Annotated in this window: 17 protein-coding genes, 1 tRNA gene and 2 pseudogenes; 5 read left to right on the top strand and 15 right to left on the bottom strand. The window is 59.3% G+C overall.

The features are described from left to right. Positions 1-135 precede the first annotated feature (135 nt). Positions 136-222 (top strand) — tRNA-Leu (locus tag NY78_RS09500). A 79-nt stretch (positions 223-301) separates the two neighbouring features. After that, positions 302-670: a hypothetical protein gene (locus NY78_RS09495; protein WP_156180911.1), complete on the top strand. Its 369-nt coding sequence runs from the start codon at positions 302-304 to the stop codon at positions 668-670. A 182-nt stretch (positions 671-852) separates the two neighbouring features. Here the strand turns inward: NY78_RS09495 and NY78_RS09490 are convergent, their stop codons facing one another. After that, positions 853-3,600: an MGH1-like glycoside hydrolase domain-containing protein gene (locus NY78_RS09490; RefSeq protein WP_043635089.1), complete on the bottom strand. Its 2,748-nt coding sequence runs from the start codon at positions 3,598-3,600 to the stop codon at positions 853-855. Positions 3,601-3,633: 33 nt separating this feature from the next. Then, a complete protein-coding gene (locus NY78_RS09485; protein ID WP_053062176.1) occupies positions 3,634-5,547 on the bottom strand; it encodes a bifunctional metallophosphatase/5'-nucleotidase in 1,914 nt (637 codons plus the stop codon). A gap of 300 nt (positions 5,548-5,847) precedes the next feature. On the opposite strand from NY78_RS09485, the gene NY78_RS09480 reads away from it, so the two are divergent. Both NY78_RS09480 and NY78_RS09475 read left to right on the top strand, forming a co-directional pair. Beyond that, positions 5,848-7,836, top strand: a complete 1,989-nt coding sequence (locus tag NY78_RS09480) for an esterase/lipase family protein (protein ID WP_231583891.1) — start codon at positions 5,848-5,850, stop codon at positions 7,834-7,836. Next, the gene (locus NY78_RS09475; protein ID WP_043634849.1) at positions 7,833-8,843 is read left to right on the top strand and encodes an Lnb N-terminal periplasmic domain-containing protein; all 1,011 of its coding nucleotides are present in this window, start codon (positions 7,833-7,835) and stop codon (positions 8,841-8,843) included. The genes NY78_RS09480 and NY78_RS09475 overlap by 4 nt, the downstream gene beginning before the upstream one ends. A gap of 135 nt (positions 8,844-8,978) precedes the next feature. Here NY78_RS09475 and NY78_RS09470 read toward each other — a convergent pair whose 3' ends face one another. From NY78_RS09470 to istA, 5 genes and pseudogenes are all read right to left on the bottom strand, one after another. Further along, positions 8,979-10,520, bottom strand: a complete 1,542-nt coding sequence (locus tag NY78_RS09470; RefSeq protein WP_043634846.1) for an arylsulfatase — start codon at positions 10,518-10,520, stop codon at positions 8,979-8,981. Positions 10,521-10,557: 37 nt separating this feature from the next. Beyond that, the gene (locus NY78_RS09465) at positions 10,558-12,627 is read right to left on the bottom strand and encodes a tetratricopeptide repeat protein (protein WP_197084225.1); all 2,070 of its coding nucleotides are present in this window, start codon (positions 12,625-12,627) and stop codon (positions 10,558-10,560) included. A 474-nt stretch (positions 12,628-13,101) separates the two neighbouring features. Next, positions 13,102-13,829, bottom strand: a pseudogene (gene istB / locus NY78_RS09460) (IS21-like element helper ATPase IstB). After that, positions 13,819-13,983 (bottom strand): hypothetical protein, encoded by a 165-nt coding sequence (locus NY78_RS24655; RefSeq protein ID WP_156180910.1) that lies wholly within the window; start codon positions 13,981-13,983, stop codon positions 13,819-13,821. The pseudogene istB and the gene NY78_RS24655 overlap by 11 nt, the downstream one beginning before the upstream one ends. Before the next feature lie 34 nt (positions 13,984-14,017). Then, positions 14,018-14,809: pseudogene (gene istA / locus NY78_RS25870) on the bottom strand (IS21 family transposase); the annotation flags it as partial. 372 nt (positions 14,810-15,181) lie between these two features. Here istA and NY78_RS23670 point away from each other — a divergent pair. Further along, on the top strand, positions 15,182-18,118 hold the full coding sequence (locus NY78_RS23670) for a carboxypeptidase-like regulatory domain-containing protein (RefSeq protein WP_082139949.1): 2,937 nt from the start codon (positions 15,182-15,184) through the stop codon (positions 18,116-18,118). Between the two features lie 322 nt (positions 18,119-18,440). Here the strand turns inward: NY78_RS23670 and NY78_RS09445 are convergent, their stop codons facing one another. The 8 genes from NY78_RS09445 to NY78_RS09415 all read right to left on the bottom strand — a co-directional run bounded on the left by NY78_RS09445 (position 18,441) and on the right by NY78_RS09415 (position 24,823). Then, entirely contained in the window at positions 18,441-18,650 is a 210-nt protein-coding gene (locus NY78_RS09445) for a hypothetical protein (RefSeq protein WP_043634834.1), read from the bottom strand. 20 nt (positions 18,651-18,670) lie between these two features. After that, positions 18,671-19,057 (bottom strand): PaaI family thioesterase, encoded by a 387-nt coding sequence (locus NY78_RS09440; RefSeq protein ID WP_043634831.1) that lies wholly within the window; start codon positions 19,055-19,057, stop codon positions 18,671-18,673. Between the two features lie 207 nt (positions 19,058-19,264). Next, entirely contained in the window at positions 19,265-19,432 is a 168-nt protein-coding gene (locus NY78_RS23665; protein ID WP_082139948.1) for a Flp family type IVb pilin, read from the bottom strand. A 277-nt stretch (positions 19,433-19,709) separates the two neighbouring features. Then, positions 19,710-19,886, bottom strand: coding sequence for a Flp family type IVb pilin (locus tag NY78_RS09435; RefSeq protein ID WP_043634826.1), 177 nt, complete (start codon positions 19,884-19,886; stop codon positions 19,710-19,712). Between the two features lie 429 nt (positions 19,887-20,315). Further along, entirely contained in the window at positions 20,316-20,489 is a 174-nt protein-coding gene (locus NY78_RS24650) for a Flp family type IVb pilin (RefSeq protein WP_043634828.1), read from the bottom strand. A gap of 426 nt (positions 20,490-20,915) precedes the next feature. Continuing rightward, positions 20,916-21,092, bottom strand: a complete 177-nt coding sequence (locus NY78_RS09425) for a Flp family type IVb pilin (protein ID WP_043634826.1) — start codon at positions 21,090-21,092, stop codon at positions 20,916-20,918. A gap of 202 nt (positions 21,093-21,294) precedes the next feature. Next, a complete protein-coding gene (locus NY78_RS09420) occupies positions 21,295-23,475 on the bottom strand; it encodes a hypothetical protein (protein ID WP_043634824.1) in 2,181 nt (726 codons plus the stop codon). 10 nt (positions 23,476-23,485) lie between these two features. After that, positions 23,486-24,823: an SLC13 family permease gene (locus tag NY78_RS09415; protein WP_043634822.1), complete on the bottom strand. Its 1,338-nt coding sequence runs from the start codon at positions 24,821-24,823 to the stop codon at positions 23,486-23,488. Between the last annotated feature and the right edge of the window lie 2 nt (positions 24,824-24,825).

Here is a 24,825-nt window from a genome sequence, read left to right as displayed (position 1 = left end):
GCCCCTGGTGCTATATCAAAAGGCGGCGGGCTTCAACCGGCCTCGATTCAGGGCCCGAAAAAAATTGCGGGCCAGACAATTTTTTTCTTGCCAAGCCCTGCGGGGTTGTATAAACGCATTCTTCTGCACCGCACTGCCGAAGTGGTGGAATTGGTAGACACGCTAGGTTCAGGGTCTAGTCCTCGCAAGGGGGTGGGAGTTCGAGTCTCCCCTTCGGCACCAAGATTTCAGGGTTACAGCTAACTGGCTGTAACCCTTTTTCTTTTTGTTTCAGGGTTGCGGCTGGGCTTCAAAAAGCCCTGTGTTTTCCCTCTGTTCGCCAAAAGGGTTCGCCTATGGCATAGCGACCCAAATCGGTTGGCCGGTCAAGGAACTGTTTACTGCGGGTGTCCTGTTGGCAGCCCTTGCCCTCAAGCGATTGTTTCTTGATGTCATGAAAAGCCGCAGTTGGGCCAAAATTATTGCAAATGTCATTTTGGTTTATGGGTTATTTTTGGCTGCTCTAGCGCTGTTAAACCTTTTTGATTCGTTAGGATATTTATTGCGTGGCGTCGTTTTCCAATATGGCGACATGCCCATTTCTCTCTTGAAGACTTCGAGAGCCTTTTTTTTGTTCCTGATACGTTATTGGATGTATAAAAAATTGCAAAGTTTTTCCGCTTTTGGTTAAAAGAACAATCGAGTTTTACATCCGTAGACTCGATTTTGTGGTATAGGGGGCTGATTCGTGTGAGCCCTCAAAACCTTATCAGCCTCTCACAGTCACTGCAGCAGCAGTAAGCGAGTAACGAGAGGGCAGGGCAGGCCCTGGAGTTACAGCACCTGCCCCTGAGTAAGACTTTGATATCCACGCTAAACGCCCGGCGTGCCTCGCTGGAACAAGGCCGCTCTACCCATCTCAAGGGCCTGATTGGGGTCTAGACGGCCGTAAAGCTGGATAAGCTTGGCCACGAGTCCGGTCCAGCCGGTCTGGTGGCTGGCGCCAAGTCCAGCGCCATTATCTCCGTGGAAATACTCATAGAAGAGGAGGTGATCCCGCCAGTGGGGGGCGTTTTGGAACTTCTCCGTGCCGCCATACACTGGTCGTTTTCCGTGCTCGTCGCGGGTAAAGATACGGCTGAGCCTGTCTGCAATTTCCTTGCTGACCTCGAAGAGATTCATCATTTTGCCGGAACCTGTGGGGCATTCGATTGTAAAGTTGTCGCCGTAGTACAAATAAAAACTCAGGAGCGCCCGGATGATGATCGCGTTCACCGGCATCCAGACGGGGCCCCGCCAGTTGGAGTTGCCGCCGAACATGCCTGTGTTCGACTCGGCCGGCTGGTAGTCCACCCGGTACTCCTGGCCATGCACGTGTAAGACATACGGGTGCTGCTCGTGGAATTTGGAGAGTGATCGGATGCCATAGGGGCTCAGGAACTCGTTTTCGTCGAGCATCTTCGTTAGAATCCGTCTTAGACGCTCCGGCTTGAGGAGGGCGATGATCCCCCGCTCGGCTACGCCGAAATGCCCAGGACCCGTGGGGTGGATGGACTCCAGGAGCTCGGGCATCTGGCCCAAGCGTGCGTTAAACATGGAGGTTGCCTGCGAAACGATTTCCCTTTGCCACTTCTCGACCACCGTGGTGGCGCACAGAGGCAGCAGCCCCACGATGGAGCGCACTTTGAGCCTATGCGTACTCCCGTCCGGGAGCCTCAAAAGGTCGTAGTAAAAACCGTCCTCCTCATCCCACATGCCGTCCCCACCGGGCCGGTTCATGGCCCTGGCGATATAGAGGAACTGCTCTATGAACTTTGAGCTCATGTCCTCATAAATGGGGTCATGTGCGGCGAGCTCCACCGCGAGCTCACCCATGTTCTGGGTGAAGAGCGCCATCCACGCCGTGCCATCCGCCTGCTCCAGATAGCCACCGGTAGGCAGTGGAGCGCTCCGGTCGAAGATGCCAATGTTATCGAGGCCGAGGAATCCACCCTCGAAGACGTTCTTGCCGAACCTGTCCTTGCGATTCACCCACCATGTGAAGTTCAGCATCAGCTTGTTGAAAGCCCACTTGAGGAAATCGACATCTGCCTTGCCGTGCAGCAACTGCTCAGTGCGGTGCAGGAACAGGGTGGCCCAGGCGTGTACCGGTGGATTAACGTCGCTGAAGTTCCACTCATACGCGGGGAGCTGCCCGCTGGGATGGAGGTAGACTCCGCGCAGCATCAATTTCAACTGTTCCTTGGCGAAGTCGGGGTCCACGATCGAAATTGGCAGCGTATGGAAGGCCAGATCCCAGGCGGCGTACCAGGGGTACTCCCACTTGTCGGGCATGGAGATGACGTCCTCGTTTACCATGTGGTACCACTCTCGGTTCCGGAACTCGCGGCTCCCGGGTTGGAGAGGGTTGGCGTGGTGCTCCTGCAGCCAATGATTGGCGTCAAAGTAATAATACTGCTTGGACCACAGCATGCCGGCGATGGCCTGGCGCATCACGTCGGCAGCATCCGGCGAGACCGAAGGCGGCGTCACTGAGTGGTAGAACTCGTCCGCCTCTTGCCGTCGCGCGGCGAGGGTTTCCTCAAACTCCGTGCCGAAAGGATCTGCAACAACTTTGGTTTCCTGGCCTGCTTCGGCCGGTGCCTGGGCGGTAAGGCGCAGACGCACGGTCGCTGATTGGCCTGGACCGATCATGGCCCGATAGTGAGGGGCAACCTTTGTCCCAGTCTTCTCGGGGTTCACTGCGTCCTTTTGGCCAAGCACTACACAGTTATTGATTCCGTCCTTGACGTACGCAGACGCATTGGGCGTGCCGAAAACGCGCTCGGAGTTCGTTTCGTTCTCTGTGAAGAGAAGCGGCGCCTCGCCCTCGCAGTACAGGGTGTACTCCCCAGCTATCGGGTGCGCTGCTGCAACAGCACTCGTTCCCGCCGCTCCCATGACCTGCTTGAGGTTCGGTTTCTCTTGAGGTCTGGCAATCCACGCCGCCCAGTCGTTGCGGAACCACAAGGTGGGCAGCAGGTGCAACTCGGCCTCTTCCGGGCCTCTGTTGCAAGCGGTGATTTGCACCAGGACGTCTTCCGCTTCGCCTTTGGCGTACTCGACGAAGACGTCGAAATAGCGGTCGCCATCGAAGACGCCGGTATCGAGGAGTTCATACTCCATCTCGTCTCGGGAGCGGCGGCGGTTCGTCTCCACCAAGTCGGCGTAGGGGAAGGCCGCTTGGGGATACTTGTAGAGGTACTTCATGTAGGAATGGGTAGGAGTGCTGTCCAGGTAGAAGTAGTACTCCTTGACGTCCTCGCCGTGGTTGCCTTCACTGTTGGTAAGCCCGAAAAGACGCTCCTTGAGAATGGGATCCTTACCGTTCCACAACGTCAGGGCGAAGCAGATCCGTTGTTTGTCGTCCGATATTCCGGCGAGGCCGTCCTCACCCCAGCGGTAGGTCCGCGAGCGGGCCTGATCGTGGGTGAAATAGTTCCAGGCGTCGCCCCCCTCGCTGTAATCCTCCCGCACCGTCCCCCACTGACGTTCACTGAGGTAGGGCCCCCACTTTTTCCAGGGCGTCTTGCCGATCCGAGCTTCTTCCAGGCGGAGAGCCTCTTTTATCGCGGAGGTCATACCGGCTCCTTTAATGAGAATCTCTGGGATTGTTTAAGCTTTCAGGGCTCGAATCTCGGCGGCGCGCGCATCCACCGGAATCAGGGGCAGTTCGTCCCCCTTTGCGACAGGGAGGTTGCGCAGATGATCCATGATCGCCTGCCATTCCTTGATTTCCTGAACATGGGCTGCCCCCTGCTTCGTCGCTATACTGCTTGTGTCTGTCGTGCCTGACGGTGGCAGCAGGTCGGGCGTGGAATGACCAGGGGCTTTAAGGGCCTCGACTTTCGAGACGAGTGGCCGGCCGTCCTTGTTCTTGGCCACGAGGGCCAGTTTACCCTTCGTGTACGTGGGAATGGCCACCAGGATCTTGCCGAGATACAGGGGGCAGGTGAGGCTGTAGAGGCGTTCGTCCTTCCCGGTGATGTCAATGGCCTGGTAGCCGTGGTCCAGGTCTCCCAGTTCGATGGCGGTCACGACATCGAATTTCGGGCGAGACGGGTCGTAACGGAACCGCAGGCCGGAAGCGCGCGGGAAGAACTCGCCCGGGTGAACCGGGTTTTCGATGAGCAGGAACTCCAGCAGGTTTTTCAGTTCCTGGCCGGTGAAATAGCCTGTCACGAGGGCGCTGCCGGCTGTGGAATCCACGACTCCGGCCCCCAAGGGGGCCACGGCGAACACGTCGTAGACGGTCTGCACCCCGGACTTTCCCCGAAGCAAAGGAGAGCGCAGCATGCCGTTGGCCGTGAACCCGATGTCCGCCTTGGTGGCGTTTCTGAAAGCGTCTGTGACCAGATTGGCCAGGATGGTGCCGGCGGCGATGTCGGCGTAGGTGTTTGGCAGGTTGCGCGGCACGATCGCGAGGGGCTGATAGATGCTGTAGCCACGTGAGGCAAAGACAGCTTCGGTAACGGTCTTGTTAAACCCTTCAATGGTAGAGGCAATTATCTGGTCGCCAAGGATGGCATCGTCAATAGGATGGAGCCGGTAGTATGCGACGCTTGGTTTGCCGTCGCGCAGGGTAATCACCAGCTCGCCGAGACACTCCCCATATTTCCCTGTTTGGACCACGGGCGTGCGCCCGTCGACCACGACGGGCTCGCGTAATTCGGTATGGCTGTGCCCGCCGATGACCACATCAATGCCCGGTACGGATTCGGCCAGGCGCACATCGTCGCCGCCGATGCAGCGTCCGTCCTGTCCCAGTTCAACCCCGCCATGGCTGAGCGCGATGACCACATCCACCTTCTCGGTGTCGCGCAACATCCGCACCATTTCTTTGGCGGTCCCGATGGCGTCAGGGAACGAAGCCGAACCACCGCTGGTATAAAAAGTCGCTTCCTTGCCGAGTACCCCAAAAATGCCGAAGCGCATTCCGCCCCGTTCGATCACCACGTATCGACGGACCACCCCTTGCTTGGCGAGGCGTCGCAATTCATCCAGTGCGGGGTCGTCATTCGACAAGTCGGTGTTCGAGGCAAGCACCGCAGGGGTGCGCCCCGCCTTGGCCGCAACGCCAATGGCTTGGCCGAGACCGTCAGGACCGAGGTCGAATTCATGATTGCCAAAGGTGGTGGCGTCATACCCCATGAGGGACATGACCTGGAGTTCGGCTCCGGCCTGACGCGAGGCAGCGCCATAGGCTGTGCCCATGCTGTAGTCGCCTGCGTCCAGTATGAGCACAGGCCCCTGTCTTTCGCGCTCCTTGCGCCGGGTGGCGATCAAGGCAGCCAGCCGGGCATACCCGCCCCTCGTCTTGTCGTCGTCAAGGGTGAACGGGCTGTAATCTTGGGCAGGCCCCATCCCTACCAAGTTCGAGTGCATGTCGTTGGTGTGCAGGATAGTGAAAGTCTTCCCTTCTATAGGCGCGGCGTGGAGATGGCCGGCGAATAAAACCGTCGCGCCCGCCACGGCGGAACTGATCATGAATTCACGACGCGTGAGATGACGTCCGGATCGGGTGGACATGGTTTCTCCTTTCATTCGGCGACCATAAACTTGTGATTACTATGCACGTGTAACCCAATTGCAAAACACGTGTCCATCCGTTGAAATTCCCGGCTCGTCCTTTCTTGTCAGTTTTTTGGGAAATTCACCCCGCAGCTTTCATCCATACCTTGCGCGCATTCGCTATGGACGTAATTTGCATTTCTGGCTATCGATCAAGGAGAGTTCGGTTTTGAAATAGTAATCCAATTCAGATGGAGGGCAGCGTCGTAATGCTGCCAAGTCACGACCCAACGCCACCAATACAAATCCAGAGGGGATATGGCGCGCTCGCATGAAGGTCATGGAAAAGACAGCCGCATGAGTGGCGCCACCCAACTGTTGGGAATTCAATTCATCTCTGCATTCCGCTGTCCAAAAAATCGTCCCACTAAAATCCGCAGCAATTTTCTGCCGGCTCTTGTGGTCATGATCGTCCTGGGAAGCTTGCTTTCCAGTTGCGCCAGGGTGGCGATCAAGGCCGTGCCGGTCTCCCAGCGCTACGACACCCTGGACCGCTCCGCCATCAACTCCTCGCAGCCTAGCGAACGCACCCTGGCCTTCCTCAAGCAGCGCGACCTGAATGGACAGTGGAAAAGCGATCCGGACGGGCTCATCGCCCACCTGGACGCCAAGTACCAAGGAGATCCGGGTCTGGGCACGTTGTTCGCCCTCATTGAGCTAACGCACCTCCAGGCCCAGCATTACGCGGCGGAGCCGAACAAGGCCGCCCCGTACAACCTCTCCTGCGCCGTCTATTCATATCTGTTCCTGTTCGACCAAAACGTGGCTCCGGCTCAGGACTACCTGCGCCCCAACGCGCACCTGGCCTCGGAGTTTTACAACCGTTCTCTCTCCCGGTACCTACTCTACGTTCACTCAGCCGGAATCCACTTCTACCCGGGAACGCGTCTGCCCATGGTGGTGGGGACAGTGGTGCTGAAAGAGAGGCAATCCGGCCTGCCCTTCGAGCCCGGGGAGTTCTCCAGCAGCCACCTGGCCTATGAATACGCCGTCTCCGGCTTGGACATCACCTACGCCGTTCCCGGGATTGGCGTTCCGCTCATCCTGGTGCGTGAAGCCAAGGAGGGGGACAATCGCCCGGAGGATCGTTTCCTCTCTCGTTTCCGCCAAGTCCTGGCCGCAACGCTTTTCCTGCGCATCGAAACAGAACCCGCAGTGGAAGCCGGAGGCGGGCACGTCTACGGGAGTCGCGTGGAGTTGTACGACCCCATGCGGGAAAATACCGTTCAGGTGAACTCCAGGACGGTGCCCCTGGAAACAGACACGACCACGCCACTGGCCTGGATGGCCGCCAACGTCCCGCCACCCCAGGGGATCAAAGGGCTCATGGATCCGCAAGCCCTCAGCGCCGTTCAGGGCCTGTATATGCTTCAGCCCTACCAGAAGGACAAAATCCCCGTGGTGTTCGTGCACGGGCTCATCAGTTCCCCCATGACGTGGCTCCCCATGGTGAACGCACTCATGGGCGATCCCGAACTGCGCAAACGCTACCAGTTCTGGTACTTCTCCTATCCCACCGGCAACCCGGTGTTCTATTCAGCCACGCGGCTGCGCCAATCCCTGGAGAGCGCCCGGGAGGCATTCGACCCGGACGGCACGAATCCCGCCTTCAACAACATGATCATCGTGGGACACAGCATGGGGGGGCTGCTCACCAAGACCATGGTTCAGGACAGCCAGGACAGGTTATGGAACGCAGTTTCCAAAATTCCACCCTCGGAGCTGTCGCTTTCCTCGGATGTTCGTGATCTTGTCGAGAGGATCTTTTTTTTCAAGCCCTTGCCCTTCGTGAGCGAGGTCGTGTTCATTTCCACACCACACCGGGGGGCGGAAATGGCTCTGGGCACCATCGGCCAAATCGGCAAGGCCCTGGTCACCCTGCCGCTCACCCTAGCCAAAGCCAGCGTTGCTTTTAACAGTTCCTTGCGTCATTGGGGTATCGCAGCGGCTGAATCCGGTCTGCCCACAGGAATCGACGGACTCAACCCGAGGAACCCTGTGCTCAAGGAATCGGCCTCAATACCAGTAGCCGTCCCCTTCCACTCTATCATCGGAAACGAGGCCAAAGAAGGAGTCGCGGGAGGATCGGACGGGATCGTTCCCTACTGGAGCTCCCATCTGGACGGGGCGCAGTCGGAGTTGATCGTAAAGTCCGGCCACGGGGCGCACGACAATCCTCTGGCTATCCGGGAAGTGAGGCGCATTATGCTTGAGCACGCGAAGATAGAAGGGGAGAAGGTCCGTTGACGCGCTTCGTCTCTGTGTTCGTGAAGGTGCTCGTGGCTTTGGCCATCGCGCTCATGACCACCTGGGCTGCTCTGGCCGCCTATTGGTCGGACATCCCCAATTCGACGGCCCGTGCGTTTCTGGCCTTTAGCATCGTGCTGGCTACAATCCTCAACTTCGTTCTCATCCGCCATAAGAGCGCGGCGTTTCTCGTCTATCTGGCCGCCTTTGTCCTGTTCACGTTCTGGTGGTGCGCAATCGAGCCCTCCAACGGCAAGAACTGGCAGCCAGACGTGGCCGTGCTCCCATACGCGGAAGTGGATGAGGACACAGTCACGGTGCGAAACATACGCAACTTCGCCTACCGGACCGAGACCGACTACACGCCTCGCTACTACGACAAGACCTTTAACCTGAAACAGCTCGATTCCGTGGACTTGATCGCTGTGTACTGGATGGGCGACGCCATCGCCCATGTGATGATGAGCTTCAGCTTCGCGGGCAAGGACTACCTGTGCTTCTCCATCGAGACCAGAAAAGAGGTGGGCCAGGAGTATTCCTCGCTCAAGGGCTTCTTCAAGCAGTACGAACTGATATACGTAGCGGCAGATGAACGGGATGTGATCCGCCTGCGCACTGATTTTCGCCGTCCAGCCGAAGACGTTTACATCTACCGAACCCGGGTCCCGGCCGAAAACGTGCGCAAACTCTTTCTGGAATATGTGAAGCAGATGAACGGCCTGCGCGTTAAGCCAGAATTCTACAACACGATAACCACCAACTGCACCACTGATGTGGTGCGCAACTTCCGGGCTTTCGGCGGCAATGTGCGCTATAACTGGAAGATACTGCTTTCAGGGTATGCTCCTGAATATGCTTACGAGATGGGCTCCCTCGACGACTCATTAGCCTTCGAGGAACTCAAAGCCAGGAGCTACGTGAACCCCAAAGTCCGCGCGATTGGGGATGTCCCCGATTTTTCAGAGAAGATTCGGGAAGGGTTGCCAGTGAGGGCAAGCGCCAAATGAATTTTGCTGATCTCCCGACCTGGAATATTATTCTAGGACTCGCTCAAAAATGAGCATGACAGATCGAAAAGGGCCGCACTCAATCTTCATGAGTGCGGCCCGGTAAATCACTTCAGCATTTCACTCCGCACGGCGTCACTTATCGCCCGCCCCCTTTGTTATCGCCTCCATGACGTTGTCGAGGTTGAAGCTGCCTGGCTTCATACGTGGCGGAAACTCGCGGAAGCTCTGTATCCATTGGCCGACAAAACTCGCTGCGGGACCGAAAATGAACATGTGCTCCACATACCAGCGATCATAGTCCATGCCGATGTCTTGAGCGATTTCAAAGGGATCCATACGCAGATTCGTCAGCATCGGTGCGCGGAGTTTCGTGAACGGCTCCTGCCAGACGTGCATGCCGTGGGCGTCCTGGCGCAGGAACGTGGCCTTCCAATTCCCGTAGCGCAGGGCGGCGACACTACCGTCATCGGTCCAATAGATGAATTCCTTCCGGGGCCATTCCCCTTCACCCTTGAACGCAGGCAGGAGGTTGTAGCCATCGAGGTGAACCTTATAGGTCATATTCCCAATCTTTTTGCCCTTCAGTAAATCGTCCTTGACCGTAGTGTCGCCAACTGCGGCGAGCAGGGTCGGAATCATGTCTTCGTGCGCGCCGATGTCGTTGAGGATGGTGCCGGGCTTCAACACTCCAGGCCAGCGGATAAGGGTGGGCACTCGGAAGCCGCCTTCCCATTGCGTGGCTTTCTCGCCGCGAAACATCGTCGTGCCGCCGTCGGGCCAGGAGAAGGACTCCGATCCATTGTCTGTGGAATACATCACGATGGTGTTCTCTTCGAGGCCAAGTTCCTTGAGCTTATTAAGCAACTGGCCAACCATCGCGTCGTGCTCGACCATGCCATCGGCATAGACGCCAAGTCCGGTCTTCCCCTGCGATTCCTTCTTCAGATGCGTGAAAACATGCATTCGCGAGGTATTGTACCAGATAAAAAATGGCTTATCCGCCTTCTTGGCGCGCTCCATGAAGTCGAGCGTCTTGGCGGTGACTTCCTCATCGATGGTTTCCATGCGTTTTTTTGTCAGCGGCCCCGTATCCACGATCGTACCATCAGCACTGGACTGGATAACACCACGGGGTCCAAATTTTTTCTTGAAGTCCGGATCCTTCGGATAATCAGGGTTCTCGGGTTCTTCCTCAGCGTTGAGATGGTAGAAGTTGCCGAAAAATTCGTCGAACCCGTGATTCGTGGGCAGCATTTCGTCGTGGTCACCGAGATGGTTTTTGCCGAATTGTCCGGTCATATACCCAAGCGGCTTGAGTAACTCGGCAAGGGTCGGGTCTTCCTTCTGTAAGCCTTCGGGCGCGCCCGGAAGTCCCACCTTGGTGAGACCGGTGCGAATGGGGGACTGCCCGGTAATGAAGGCCGCCCGGCCGGCGGTGCAACTCTGCTGGCCATACCAATCCGTGAACATCGCCCCTTCTTTTCCAATGCTGTCGATGTTCGGCGTCTTGTAGCCCATCATGCCGTTATTGTAGGCGCTAATGTTGAACTGGCCGATATCATCGCCCCAGATGATAAGGATGTTCGGCTTCTTTTCAGCCGCCTCAGTCGGACCGGCGATGACCGCCAGGGCGACTAGGGCTAAGGCCAAAACAACGAGCAGCTTCGATTTCATGCTTTCCCCCTTTCATTACAAAGTTGCACGCCGAGAACTACTGCCCCTTTCCGCCCGACGATATTTTCTCCAGAAGCATTGCCGAATCTTTGTGCCGTGGGAATTTTTCCACGACGGCCTTTAACGTCCTGAGCGCCCCCTCTCTGTCCCCTTTCTGGTTGAGGAAGAAGGCATACGTATACGCATAATTTGGCTCTTGAGGTCTGAGTTCGGCGGCCTGCCGGCACCATGTCACGGCCTCGTCGAGCCGGTCCTTAGACAGGAGGATACAGAGGTTATAGGCCGCCTGGGCCATCTGGGGATCGGCCTTCAGGGTGTTCCTAAGATATTTCTCGGCCAACTGAAGTTCACCACTTTCGGCCTTTACGAGACCCATATTGAAGTTGGCCGCCGCGTTATCAGGAGCCAGTTTCAGGGCGGACTGCAGCAATTCCTCTGCCTTGCCGTTTTCTCGCAACCGGCCATATGCGATGGATGCGTTCACCATGGCCATGACTGCCTGGGGCTCTCGTTCCAGCGCTGCTTGGTATGAGGCGAGGGCATCCTTAAGTTCGCCATGATTTAAATGGTAGTTCCCCATATTGTAGTGGGATGTCCATTGATCCGGCCGAGCCATGAGGAAGGCGAGGTATTCCTGGTTCGCCTTTTCGACACGGGCCTTCGTCTCACCCTCGAGCCGGTCTGTGGGAAATAATGCCAGCCCGGCACCGGCTCGGATTCTTACCAGCCTGGATGCGTCGCCTGTGGCGTCAAGCAGGGCCTGCACGCCCTCGGGGGAAGGTCTGAGGGCAATCGCCTCAATAGCAGCGGATCGAACCAGGGGGGAAGGGTCTTTGACGGCGTCCAGCAGGACAGGAGTGATCATTCGGTCTTCATTGGACGCGGCCATGAGCCTGATAAGGGAGGTGGCAAACACTTCATCCCGGTCATGAGACTGAATGTAGGCGACCATCTCCGGCAACTTCGACCAGTCCCGCTTCCTGGCCGCATCGATAAGCGCCGCGCGTTGCAGGAGCGGAGCCTGGTAGTCCCTCGTTCGCCACATACGCACATACTTGTCGGCCCATGGCGCGTCCTTGTCCTGGTGACAGTTGTTACAGGCATTCGGAGACGCATAGGCCATTGTCAGCGCCGGGGTCGGCGGAAGCATCGAATGGTCGCTTCGTCCCATGCGCGCGAAGGATGTCATCGGCATATGACAGCTGATACACTTGTTGCCGTCGCTCTCCGCAGGGTGGTGGGTATGCTCGACCGGGCTGTTTACTTTATCTGTGTGGCAGGGCAGGCAGGCGTCATTGAACTTTTCCCTCTTGAATCGATAGCGCCCGCTGGACGTATGGCAGTGGAGGCAGTCGAGCTTGCCGGACTTGACACAGGGGCTCATGCTCCATGACGTGTAGGTGTAGTTTTCTCCAAGGTCCCGTCCGTCTGGATAGTAATCCGGGTCTTCCAAAGTGACCACATCAAAATGGTCAAGGAACAGCTCTTTGGGTTGATACTCGATGGTCAGCGGCCTTGCCTTCGCGTGACAGCTAAGACACAGGTCGTTGCGCTGCTGTGTGGTCATGGTCTTGGTGCTGATGAGCCGCAAATCCGTCAAGGGCTGCCCTTTCGGTGTAGCCTTGGCTATCTTGTTGTGCTCTGCCGAGGGGCCGTGGCAGGTTTCACAGTTGATACCTGGTTCGGCCCACGTCGTATGGTAGGTGTCGGTTGTAAAATCGTAGTTGGTCGAGAGTTGGCTCACGTGGCAGCTGTAGCAGGCGGTATTGAAGGTGTAGGGGGATTCCTTCCAATTGACGACCTGGGCCCGCTCTCCTCCTGGAAAATGCCGCATGCCGCTGGAAGCCGTATCGAACCACTCCTTCTTGTTGACATCGTAGGCCACGGGAAGGGTCTGGAGTCTCCCTTTCTCAAGAGGTGTGAGGAAGTAAAACACATTTTTCCCGCCGATGACGTGTTTTATTGGGTATTTCGTTTGGCCTTCGGGGATAGTTTCGACGACGACACCTTCCGATAGATCCACTTGGTATTGTATTTCATTAATAGAAATAGGATCCTTTTGTGGAGTAATTTTCGCACCAGCAAATGCGGTGGTGTATGGCTGCATTGCCAGTCCATGCATAGACGTGGACCAGAGTTCATAGAACTTCTCGTGGCACGGCCTGCAGCTTTGCGAACCCGCGTATCCTTCCTCCGTAGGGCGGGCTGCAGGGTGTGCTGGGGGCGCTGGAGTCAAGCCCGATCTGGTTTTGGCCTGTATGCCCGAGGCAGGAGTCAAAACCATCGCGGTCAACGCTGTAGCAATCAGTATCCTCGCTAACATTCTGCGCTCCTGGCTTGTGAAGGGAGAGACCGTTCTGGAATGCGACCAGAATTTTGACCCAAAGCGGACGAGATGGACAAGGCCCGAACTGTCCTCACGTCAGCAGTTCGGTGGTAATGTCGGCATTGCCCGCTGTGCCCAAAAATGTCAAACAGCACCGAAACATGACCCCCAATCAGCGTCCAATTTTGACCCCCTCGAATTGAGCGTCATGACTTCTCCTCGTGGTCGGGGGGGGGGGGGGGGGGGAGGGGGAGCCTATTGGCTTCTGTGTTTGAGCCTCCAACTGTCGTTGCCGGTCTCGATGATCTCGCAGTGATGCGTCACCCGGTCCAAGAGTGCCGTAGTCATCTTGGCGTCGCCAAAGACTTGGCCCCACTCGCCAAAGGTCAGGTTGGTCGTCACCAGGACCGAAGTCCGTTCGTAGAGCTTTGAGAGCAGGTGAAACAGCAGTTGGGCGCTCACGCGGGAAAACGGCAGATAGCCGAGCTCGTCGAGCGCGACGATATCCGTTCGGCACAGCTGGTTGGCTAGGCGTCCGCCCTTGCCGGCAAGCTTCTCCTGTTCCAGAAGGTTGGCGAGGTCTCCACGAGGTTGAAGAACCTGGCGCGCGCGCCATTCCGGACCGCTTGGCCGGCGATGGCTATGGCCAAGTGCGTCTTGCCGGTGCCCGTACCGCCGACGAAAACGATGTTCTTGCGGGCTTCCAGGAAGCTTCCTTCATATAGGGAGCGGATGTGGAGTTCATCGACGGGTGACGCGGCAAAGGCAAAGGAATCAAGGTCCTTGCAGACAGGAAACCGGGCTTGGCCGAGTTGGTAGCGGATAGCCCGTAACCGTCGTTGCGCGGTTTCAGCTTCCAGGAGTTCCAGCAACGCCTGTTCCACGGTGACCGGCCCCGGCCGATCGAGCAGCTCCTTGTATCCAGCGAGCATGCCAGCCAGATTGAGTTCCCGCAGATGCTCCAGGATGGCGCTACGCGACATGGCGAGCCTCCTGCAGCAGTTTGTCGTAGCGGGCGCAATCGGCCACCGGCTCCTGGTTGAGCATCAGTTTTTGCGGCAGGACGACCACTGCCTCCTCCGGACGTTTTCCTTCCTGGGAAAGCAGGCTTATGCCCACGTCCTTGCTGACGGTCATAGAAAGCTATCACCTTTCCCTGGCTGATGATTTTTATCTTGTCTGCATAAGCGCGAACCGTGACGGTCCGACCGACCTCGCTGACAGGGACGCTGTAGTGGTTGCGGTCGTAGCGCACCAGGGAGGTGCGTGAAACGCGAGCTTCATCAGCGGCATACCCGTCGAAGGGACGGGGGACCGCCAGGAGATGCCGTCGTTCCTCGGCAAACGCCTCCATGATCAGCTTGTCCTGCTGGGTCGAATGGCGACGGGTTCGGGCCTGTTCGAGACACTTTCCGCGCAGGATTTCATTGAGTTCCACAAAATCCTTTGCGGCCAGTCGGGGCGTGAAGAACTGTTCCCGGACCAGGCCGACCTGCCGTTCCACCTGGCCTTTCTCCCTGCCGGCGGCTGGCGTGCAGGCCACCGGCTCGAACAGGTAGTGGGAACAGAACTGTTCAAAGCGCTCGTTGAAGTCCCGATCCTTGCCGATGAGGATCTTCTTCACGGCAGTCTTCATGTTGTCGTAGATGCCGCGCCGCGTGACGCCGCCGAAGAACTCGAAAGCCCGCATGTGGGCGTCGAAAACCATCTCCTGGGTTTCTCGAGGGTAGGCGACGACAAAACACAGCCGGCTGTAGCAGAGCCGGACATGCGCCACCTTCACCCGCGCCGGCAATCCGCCGAGCAGGATGTCCTCATGGCTCCAATCGAATTGAAACGCTTCTCCAGGCGAGAAAACCAAGGGAACGAAAGCTTGGTTCGTCAAAAGTTGCTGTTCACGTCGCCATGCCCTGACGTAGCGTTGCACATTGTCATAGGAACCAGCGTAGCCTTCTTGCTTGATCTCCTCGTAAAGTCGTTTTGCAGAATGCTGCTGTCTTTGTGGAAGACCTTATCCTCAACAAGCCGTTTCTCCAAGGACGGAATAAACGCGCCAAGCATGGGCCTTGGCTGGATACGGCGTTCGTAGTGTAGCTTAAGGACATCCTCTCGGAGGATCTTCCGAACGGTATCCTTGGATAACCTCAGTTCTCGTGCAATCTGCTTAATGGATTTTCCATCGCGTCGCGCCGCCAGCCGGACCTTTTTGATCGTCTCCACTATCAGCATCTCCTCGCGGTACCCCTTGTATCTCTGGTGATCCGAGACATCTAAGGGGGCTGCCAAGGGGGTCAATTTTCGACGCTGATTTCGCCCTCAAGGGGGTCAATATTCCATGCTGGTAGACAGTGGAGCATTCGATTTGCGGTCTGTATTCCAATTTGTATTGTGCTATAGCAGAAAGCGGTTTGATGATCGGCGTAATGCTGCCAATTCTATTTTGCCGTACCCTTTTGGTGAATCCTTGTCTGAGGATGGCGACATTGTCAGACGGTTCTTCCTGGTTGACGTCGACCGTTGTCTGCGGCAAATAGTTCACTTTGTTGTGAAGTTTGTCTGTTTATTGTCTCATCAAACTAGTGATGTTTTTTTTGATGCGCACATCAAAGTCGCGGCCATTTACTTGAAGAGAGGGAAACTAATGCAGTATCTGAGAACATTTCTCTTGTTTTTTGTTATGGTATTTTTATGTTTCACCCTGGCCATGGCAGGGACAGGGACTATTTCAGGTCACTTGATGGACGTTGGAAATAACCCAATCGCGGGTTATTCTGTCACTGCCTACGCATCGAAACAAATGGGTGGGGGTAATCCCATCGCTTCAGTGCTGACAAACTCGGATGGCAGCTTTACGATGACGGGCGTTCCGGAAGGAACTGTCTACATTCAGTCGTCCGGGGCCACTGCCGAGAAGAACTATCAGTGGATGTATTGGGACGGTGTATCCGGAAGCACCAACTACAATGACTCCGTCGCCGTGACAGTGGTCAGCAGCACTCCGGCCACAAACATCAATATGCAACTGTTGGCCGGCGGGACAGTCAAGGCTACGTTCAAGGACACAGCCGGAGCAGCAGTTAATAATTTGGGACTGCTGCTCTATCCCGGAGCTGCCTGCAATACCCAGAATCTGCCGAGTTATCCGGCCACGCAAGGCAGCAACGAGCTGACGGCGTATGGCGTGCCTCCGGGGACCGTGTATGCCAAACCGTGGACGAACGATTCCAGCTTGTCCTATATCCTGCCCTGGTGGAACGCGGGAAGTGGCACTACGAACTGTAGTGGCGCTCTTGGTATTGGAGTGTCTGTCAACCAGACGTCCAGCATTGAGTTCTCGCTTAGCCTTGGCGGTAAAATTACCGGGACGGTCAAGGCGCCTAATGGCAGTGCTTTGGCAAATATGAGCGTTTATGCATTCACTGGATCGCCGTGTGGTCAGACAAATAACGTCGCTAGCGCATACACGAATCAATCTGGTGAGTATTCGTTGGTTGTTCCAGGGAATGAAAGCTATTTTATTAGAGCATATTATTACAATACTCGGATATACATCCCCCTGTGGGGAGATGATGCAACCGGGAATTTTAATTGCTCCAGTGCCGTGCCTGTGGCTGTAAGTTCCGGCTCAACAGTGTCTGGAACAAATTTCTCCATGCAGCTCGGCGGATCTATTTCCGGTACTGTCAATGGTGTTTCTGCCAACCCCTTGAGTGGTATTGCCGTCCAGGCCTACGACGCTCAGGGCTACTATATCAATCAGGCCACTACAGCCTCCAATGGCACCTATACGATCAGCGGCGTGCCCTTGGGCTATGCCCTGCTCTATGCCAACGGCACGGCCAATTCCCAGAACTTCGTGCGCAAATGGTGGGATGGCGGCGTGGGCGACCTGAACCGCTACCGGGCCACAGGCGTTTCCGTGACCACGGCGACTCCGGTTGGCGGCGTGGACTTTGTCCTTGAAGCTGGCGGCACCGTGACCGGCGCCATAGTCGACCACAACGGCTCACCCTTGTCTGGTATGAGCATCCGGGCCTATGCCGAGGCCCCCGTGAATTCCATTAGCAGCTTCACCTCAACGACCACCAATCCCAGTGGCGTCTATACCCTCTCTGGTGTCCCCGGGCAGGTGTTTATCGAAGCCAACAGCGCCTCGTCCGGCATCAATGCGGTGCCTGCCTGGTGGAATGGTTCAGGTGGCGTGTTCGGCCCGGCCAATGCCCGGCCCCTGACGGTCTCGCCGTCGACCACTGTTTCGGGCATCAATATGCAGCTGGCCCAGGGCGGGACCATTACCGGGAAGATCACAGACAGCAACCTGAACGGCCTGTCTGGGATGGGGGTCATGGCCGCAGTGGAAACGGATTGCTCCATGGCCCAGGCCGCGACAGCCACCACCGACGCAAACGGCGTCTACACCCTTGTCGGGATACCGACGGGCAAGGCCCATGTGTACGGGAGCGGCGGGACCTATGTCCCCATGTGGAAGAGCGCGACCGGGGCGGCGGCCACGAGCCAGGACTCCCTGGTCATCCCTGTTGTTGCCGGGCAGACGGTTTCCGGGATTGATGTGCCGTTGCCCGTGGGCGGAACCATTGCCGGCACCGTGCTTGGTTCCGACAACAAGCCTCTGTACGGCGTCATTGTCACGGCAACCGATCAGGCCTGTCCCACAACGGCTCTTTCGTTTGGCGCATCCGCCATCAGCTATCTGGATGGAACGTACACCCTGCGCGGCGTGCCGGTCGGCACGGCCTACGTGACAACGAGTCCGGCTCTACGTCGCAGCGACCAGGCCATAACCTGGTATAACGGGGGAACAGGCTCCGGCTCCTGCTCCGCTGCCCAGGCCGTGCCCGTAGCGGCCGCAACGCCCGCCAGCGGCGTCAACCTGACGATGCCCCATGGCGAGATCATTCGCGGCAGGCTCACCAAGACCGGCAACGTCGGGCTGGGTTGTATTTCTGTTTGGGCCAAGGCTGCAAGCGCCTGCGCAGACGGTGCATACCTCGCCACAGGCTTGTCCCTGTATGACGGCACCTATTCGATGTATGGACTGCCGGCCGGCAGCGTCTATGTCGGCACGAAGGCTGCCGCCACCAGCCAGCGGTTTCTGGACCAGTATTGGAACGGTACGACCGGGGTGTCGACCTGTGCCCAGGCTGTCGGCATTGCCACGTCCGGGGGCGGCGTTCTCGGCAACGTGAACATGACGTTGCCGGCCATGGCCTCGTCGATCGCCGGCCCTGCCCTGCTGTTGGACGGCCAGTAACAGCGTCCCCAATCCCACACGGGTCCGGATGCGCCGAGTGCGGGCGGGGCATCCGGACTTCGTTATTGAGGGCTGGAGGCGGGCCTTTGGGAGACCGGTCCCTGCAGTCCGTGGGAATGGAAGGCGGCGGCACAGGGGGCCTTGGCCTGGAACGCCGGGCGCGTCTCCCTGCCAGGATTCCCGCAGGGTCCGGGGCCGCAAGGACGGGGCGACGCCCCGCTTTTTTTTGCCCCCTTCTTTCCAGACCGGGAACCGTCCGGGAGGTATGCCCTCAGCTGCCGGGTGTTGGGCCGGGGCCGGTCGCCTTGGGCGGGAGCCGGGATCAGTCCGCCAGTTCCCATTGGGTGTTGTCGCTGTTTTTTTGCGTGGCCACGGTCTTTCTGGCGCCGCAGTGACGGCAAAAGACCTCCACCGTCCGGCTGGTTTCGGTCCGGGCCGCCTCGGAGGAGACAAGGGCCGGCTTGTCGCAGAACATGCAGTCGAACTGCGGCTCTTCGGTCGCGGGGGAAGGGGTGTGAACGGTAAAGCTCATGCGGGCTCCTTGGAGGGTTCTCAGCGGCTAAGGACGTGGGCAGCCGGGACAAAACAGGTGAAACTGCCGGTCAGCACGGTTTCGGCTTCCCGGCGCACCACGACATCCACCAGACGCTTTTTGCCGGCGGTCTCCCGCACCGTGGCCTCGGCCTCAAGCTCATCGCCGACAATCGCCGGGGCGGTGAACCGGATGTCGGCCGCGCCGAGCACCACGAGGGGATCATTGACCGCCAGCATGGCGGCATAGTCGGCCAGGCCGAAGACAAAGCCGCCGTGGACCAGGCCCCGGTCGTCGGCGGCCATGGCCGTCGTGGCGGTCAGCCGCGCCACGGCCTGCCCCGGGGCCAGGGATATGGGGCGGCCGCACAGGTCGGGATTGATGCGGAGGTGGGTGTTGGCGTTCAAAGTCAGGCTCCTTTGAACCCAGAATGCCAAAAGGGGCCTTTCCCGGCAAACGAAAAGGCCGTCTCCCGTTGAGGGGGACGGCGTTTTGTCTGGAGCGGCCGTTCGCCCGGTGCAGTTCTTGGGGAATGGGTGCGTTGTTTGGGGAAGCCGCGGAATGCCGACGTGTTGCCGGTTGTTTGTCTCTGCGAAAGGGCCAACGTCCCGGTGTTAGGGGCTGATCGTATCGGCGATGCGCTGGTAGATCGTGGCCATGGAGACGCCGATGGCGGTGACGACGACGAGGATGGCCGTGGAGATCAAAGCGACCATGAGTCCGTATTCAACTGCGGTGGCCCCGGTCTCGTCCCGGATAAACCTGGTGATGGCTGGCGGCATGGCGTTTCTCCCGACCGGAAAGGGCACGTGCTCCCCGAAGGGTTTTGGGGAGACGATAGCACAGGCCATGCCAAAGCAATGGAATTGGTAACCGCCTTGATAACCGGCGGAATACAGGTCGTCCTGAGGCGGTAATCCAGAAACAGTGGAATATGCCGGGGCGATTTCCAGGAATTAGACCGGCCGGGGGAGGTGACGCGAAGAGGCGTACGCTCCATAACAAAAGTCCGTCCCCGCTGCCGGGGACGGACTTTTCGCTTCGCGAAGCCGAGTGCGCTTAGGAGGCAGCGGCCGTCAGGGACGTGGAGATTCCATCGAACAGCTTGGACAGGCTGGTGCCGACGGCGGTGACGGCGGTGATGATGACGGCGGCGATCAGAGCGGCCATAAGCCCGTATTCAACTGCCGTGGCCCCTTCTTCGTCGCGGATGAAATTGGTGATGGCGGTCAGCATGGCGGTTCTCCTGGTATGTAAAGTTGCTTTGGTTCCCTGTGCGTCTCTGAATCAAGAGAAAGCACAGGCTGTGCCAACCTGGATGGTTGTCTTAACATGCTTTAAATACATGGAATAATAATTTTGACGGGCTTCTCGCTCCAGGATTGATGGAACGGGCCTGGGCCGCTCCCCGAGAAATGGAGCCCAAAGGACAGGCCAGGCGCAGCGGTTGGCCTGGTATGGTCCTCCTCGGACGAGGCCGCCGGGACAGCGGCTCGGACAGCTTGGCCGGGCTGTCCGCCGGGGAGGGGACACGGTTGGGGGCTGCCGTCCATGGCCGGCTGTTGGGAAGGGAAGGGGGACTCGGGTGAAACGGCTGCGTTCCAAAGGAAAAGTCCGTCCCCGGTAGCCGGGGACGGACTTTTCGCTTCGCGAAGCCGAGTGCGCTTAGGAGGCAGCGGCCGTCAGGGACGTGGAGATTCCATCGAACAGCTTGGACAGGCTGGTGCCGACGGCGGTGACGGCGGTGATGATGACGGCGGCGATCAGAGCGGCCATAAGCCCGTATTCAACTGCCGTGGCCCCTTCTTCGTCGCGGATGAAATTGGTGATGGCGGTCACATGGCGGTTCTCCTGGTATGTAAAGTTGCTTTGGTTCCCTGCGTGCGTCTCTGAACCAAGAGAAAGCACAGGCTGTGCCAATCTGGATGGTCATCTTAACATGCTTTAAATACAAGGGATAATAATTCTGACGGGCTTTTCGCTCCAGGATTGATGGAACGGGCCTGAGCCGCTCCCCGAGAAATGGAGCCCAAAGGACAGGCCAGGCGCAGCGGTTGGCCTGGTATGGTCCTTCTCGGACCTGCCAGCCCGGCTGTGGGCGGCTCGGCTGCGGCTGCCCGGCCGTGGGCGGGTGGGGTGGGTGCTGCCGGCTATGGCCGGCTCTTGGGGACGGGGGAGAAACTCGGGAGAAGCGGCGCGTTCCAAAGGAAAAGGCCGTCCCCGGTAGCCGGGGACGGCCTTTTTGCTTCGCGAAGCCAAGTGCACTTAGGAGGCAGCGGCCGTCAGGGAGGTGGAGATTCCATCGAACAGCTTGGACAGGCTGGTGCCGACGGCGGTGACGGCGGTGATGATGACGGCGGCGATCAGAGCGGCCATAAGCCCGTATTCAACTGCCGTGGCCCCTTCTTCGTCGCGGATGAAATTGGTGATGGCGGTCAACATGGCGGTTCTCCTGGTATGTAAAGTTGTTTTGGTTCCCTGTGCGTCTCTTGCCTTTCAATAAGCAGGAGCCGTGCCAGGGCGGGCCATTTTTTTAACAACTTGATATGTCAGGATTATATCCATGGTCGGGGCGGCTTTGGTCCAGCCGGCGTGGAGTGCCGGAGCGACGTTCCAGCAACCGTGGAGCCGGTGTTCCCAGGTATCAGGGTGCGGCGCGCAGGGTCAGCCCGAGCAGGCCGAAGCGTTTGTCCGCTGTGCCGGTATCGCCCTCGGCGGCAAACGTCAGCCGGCTGCGCCCCGGGGGCAGGGTCAGCTCCAGGGTCAGGGGCGTGGATCGGGCGGTGCAGTCGAGCACGGTTTCCAACCCGGGTGCGCTCACCCGGACACGCACCGGGGACATGGCCACGACCGAACCGGCCAGACGCACCCGGACCGGTAGCGGGCCGGCATTGTCCAGGGACGCCTGGGCCGTCTGACCAGCCCAGACCACATCGCCCGTGATCGCGCGCTCCGGGGCGGAAAAACCCTGGCCAAAGCGCAGCTCCAGGGGCGAGACGGCCCCGGTTTCAATGGTCCGGGCCGGCAGCAGGGCCAGGGAGGACAGGGCGATGCCGTCTCCGGCCAGACGGGTCTGGGACGAACCCAGCCGTCCGCCCACCCTGGCTGGCGCGACCTGCCAGCCGGCGGCGTCGCGATAGAAAATGTCGAGGAGCTGGTTGGCCCCGTCCACCACCACCAGGACGTCGTCGGCCAGAAGCTGGGGCGCGTCCGGGGTTTTGGCGTAGGGATCGGCGGCCGGCGGACCGAGGCGCGACACCCGGCCCAGGGCCAGACTGGTCACGGTCGCGGTCGGGGCGGACAGGCGGCGCAAGACATAGACCGGCGGTTCGGCCGGCCTGATCAGGCCGGCTGTCGGGGGGAGGCCGGGGAGCACGGTCAAGGTCCGCCCGGTGCGGTGGGCGAAATAGGCGCTCCAGTAGTCCGGGGCGGTCAGTTCCACGTTGACGGCGGCAAACAGGTCCGGGGCCACCAGGATGGCCCCGTCCGGAACCGCCTCCAGGGCCGGGCTGCGGGCGGCCAGTTCGGCCACGCGCCAGCGTCCGGCCGCGGCGATCTTGCTTTCGCGCACCGAGGCGTTGACCGAGGCGTTTACAAAGACGGTCAGGCCGACGCACAGGCCAAGAAGCGTCGCGGCCGCCGGCCGCAGCCGCCCGGGCAGCCGGCCGGCGGCGGCCAGCAGGCCAAGGGCCAGGAGCACGGCCACGGCGTAGAAGGAAAAATTCGAGGTGACATACCAGGCCAATCCCCCGGCGGCCGGTTCCTGATATTTGGGCGACAGGGCGATCAGCAGATTGGGGCAGACGACGGCGTACACGGCCAGGACCACGGCGAGGAAACGTGGCCGAAAGGTGGCCTCGGCCCGGCGCAGGCAGACAGCGGTCAGCCCCCCGGCCAGGAGGCCCATGGCGATCCAGGCCGGGTCAAAGCGCGGCCAGTTGCCGGCCAGATCGGCCAGATAGTGGCCAAAAGACAGGACGTAGCGGCTGGTGGCCTGGGGGAAGCGGTTTATGTACTCGAGGTTGAGGTCAAAGGCCCCGAGCGGCAGGGCGCTTCGGCTGTAAGCCAGGGCCGTCTCAAGGACCCGCAAGGGGTTTTGAAGATCCAGGGCGTTGCCGTCATAGGCCGAGGGGTGGGTGAACCGGTAGCCGAGGTAGATGCCGGCGTAGACGGGGACCACGGCAAAGGCGGCGCAACAGGCGGCAAGACGATGCCGCAGTCGGCCGCGACCGGTCAAAAAGACGATGCCGGCCAGGACGGGCAGATAGGCGACAAAGGCCTCGAAATGGCAAAAAGCCAGGAACATGGCGGTATTGGCCAGGACGAGCCAGCGCCGCCTGGCGGTTTCGCCGTGGCGCAGCAGGGCGTAGCCGGCCCCCAGAAGCCACAACATGCCGGCATCGAACACCAGCGGATAGGCGGTCAGGATGTTGTGGTGCCAGTTGTCCTGGTAAAGCGACAGGCCCAGGGTGGCGACAAGGAAGCCCAGGACGGGGCTGGCGGCCAGCCGGGCGGCCAGGGCGGCCAGGGCAGCCACGACGGCCAGGGCGACGCCAAGCGACAGGGCCTTTCGGGCCGGCAGGCTGTCGATAGAATACGGCAGGCTGGTCAGGCCCACATGCAGGTAGTGGTGGAAGCGGCCCGAGCGGGTGGCCAGCTCGGTGCACAGCGTACCCAGGCTGTGGGTGATGACGGCCTGTTCGTACACGAGGTCGTCGCTGGTGGTTGCGCCGGTGCGCAGGTAGCCCCAAAAGGCCAGCACCGCCAGGGCCGACAGGCACAGTGCGGCCAGATACCGGCCGGCCGGCCGGGGGAGGACGTTCATCCGCTCCGGGCTACCAGCCGAGCACGTAGTAACGCAAGTAGATGTAGCCCATGGAAATGATGATGGTGCCAAGGGTCACAGGCGCGCCATATTTGAAAAACCGGCCGAAGGTGATCTTGTGCCCGCTTTTTTCCGACAGCCCGACCACGATGACGTTGGCCGAGGCCCCGATGGCCGTGCCGTTGCCGCCAAGACAGGCCCCAAGCGACAAGGCCCACCACACCGGCAGCATGGTCGGATGGGTGTAGAGGGCCGGACCGCTCAGTCCGGTGGCCGGTCCCAGGACCTTGTCGGCCAGTTCGGCCAGAAGCGGGTTCATGGTGGCCACAAAGGGGATGTTGTCCACGATGGCCGAGGCGATGCCGGAAAACCAGACCATGACCATGGACAGCATGAACATGGAGTCCTTGGTGGGGTTGGTCAGGGCAATGACCTTTTGGGAAAACACCTCGATCAGCCCGGCTTTGACTGTGCCGCCGATGATGATGAAAAGCCCGATGAAAAAGAAGATGGTGGGCCATTCCACTTCCTCGAATATCTTTTGCGGGTCCTCTCCGGAAATAAGCAGCAAGGTGGCGGCTCCGAGCAGGGCGACGGTGGCCGGCTCAAAGCCGAGAAAGCCGTGCAGGGTAAAGCCCAGGATGGTCAGGCCCAGGACCGCGCCGCTTTTTTTCAGAAGCGCCGGGTCGCGGATGAGCGCCCGCTCGTCCATGGCCAGGATGCGGGCCTTCTGGGCCGCGCCGACCGTGAGGCGTTTGCCGAAGATGACTTTCCAGGCCAGCATCCAGGCCGCCATGACCACGATGATGGCCGGGGTGAGATGGATGACGAAATCCATGAAATCCAGGCCGGCCTTGGAGGCGATCATGATGTTTGGCGGGTCGCCGATGAGTGTGGCCGTGCCGCCGATGTTGGAGGCCAGGGCCTCGGTGATGAGAAAGGGCACCGGGTCGATTTCCAGCTCCTCGGCCACGAGCAGCGTCACCGGGGCCAGCAGCAGCACCGTGGTGACGTTGTCCAAAAAGGCCGAGGCTATGGCCGTGACCACGGCGAAAATGACCATGATGGCAAAGGGCTCGCCCCGGCCGATTTTGGCCGATTTGACCGCCACGTACTGGAAGACGCCGGTCTTGGTCATGATGTTGACCATGATCATCATGGAGATGAGCAGAAAGATCACGTTCCAGTCCACGCCCAGATCTACGTCGTGGAAGGCGTCGTGCTGGGTGAGCACCTTGGTGGCCAGCGTTAAGGCCGCGCCAAAAAGGGCCACTTTTGTCTTGTTGATCTTTTCGGAGACAATGACGACATAGGCCGCGACAAAAATGGCGGTGGCGATCCAGAACATGA

Origin of the sequence: Desulfovibrio sp. TomC (genome assembly GCF_000801335.2) — a bacterium.
Lineage (GTDB): Bacteria > Desulfobacterota > Desulfovibrionia > Desulfovibrionales > Desulfovibrionaceae > Solidesulfovibrio.
The sequence above is the reverse complement of the archived record's forward strand: the minus strand, read 5'-3'. Positions and strand labels throughout refer to the sequence as shown.

Bases quoted from the DNA above. Each gene is read 5' to 3' on its own strand.
- NY78_RS09490 (WP_043635089.1), bottom strand. From the start codon at position 3,600: ATGACCTCCGCGATAAAAGAGGCTCTCCGCCTGGAAGAAGCTCGGATC.
- NY78_RS09485 (WP_053062176.1), bottom strand. From the start codon at position 5,547: ATGTCCACCCGATCCGGACGTCATCTCACGCGTCGTGAATTCATGATC.
- NY78_RS09480 (WP_231583891.1), top strand. From the start codon at position 5,848: ATGGCGCGCTCGCATGAAGGTCATGGAAAAGACAGCCGCATGAGTGGC.
- NY78_RS09470 (WP_043634846.1), bottom strand. From the start codon at position 10,520: ATGAAATCGAAGCTGCTCGTTGTTTTGGCCTTAGCCCTAGTCGCCCTG.
- NY78_RS09465 (WP_197084225.1), bottom strand. From the start codon at position 12,627: ATGCAGCCATACACCACCGCATTTGCTGGTGCGAAAATTACTCCACAA.
- NY78_RS24655 (WP_156180910.1), bottom strand. From the start codon at position 13,983: ATGACCGTCAGCAAGGACGTGGGCATAAGCCTGCTTTCCCAGGAAGGA.
- NY78_RS23670 (WP_082139949.1), top strand. From the start codon at position 15,182: ATGCTGGTAGACAGTGGAGCATTCGATTTGCGGTCTGTATTCCAATTT.
- NY78_RS09445 (WP_043634834.1), bottom strand. From the start codon at position 18,650: ATGAGCTTTACCGTTCACACCCCTTCCCCCGCGACCGAAGAGCCGCAG.
- NY78_RS23665 (WP_082139948.1), bottom strand. From the start codon at position 19,432: ATGCCGCCAGCCATCACCAGGTTTATCCGGGACGAGACCGGGGCCACC.
- NY78_RS09435 (WP_043634826.1), bottom strand. From the start codon at position 19,886: ATGCTGACCGCCATCACCAATTTCATCCGCGACGAAGAAGGGGCCACG.
- NY78_RS09425 (WP_043634826.1), bottom strand. From the start codon at position 21,092: ATGTTGACCGCCATCACCAATTTCATCCGCGACGAAGAAGGGGCCACG.
- NY78_RS09420 (WP_043634824.1), bottom strand. From the start codon at position 23,475: ATGAACGTCCTCCCCCGGCCGGCCGGCCGGTATCTGGCCGCACTGTGC.
- NY78_RS09415 (WP_043634822.1), bottom strand. From the start codon at position 24,823: ATGTTCTGGATCGCCACCGCCATTTTTGTCGCGGCCTATGTCGTCATT.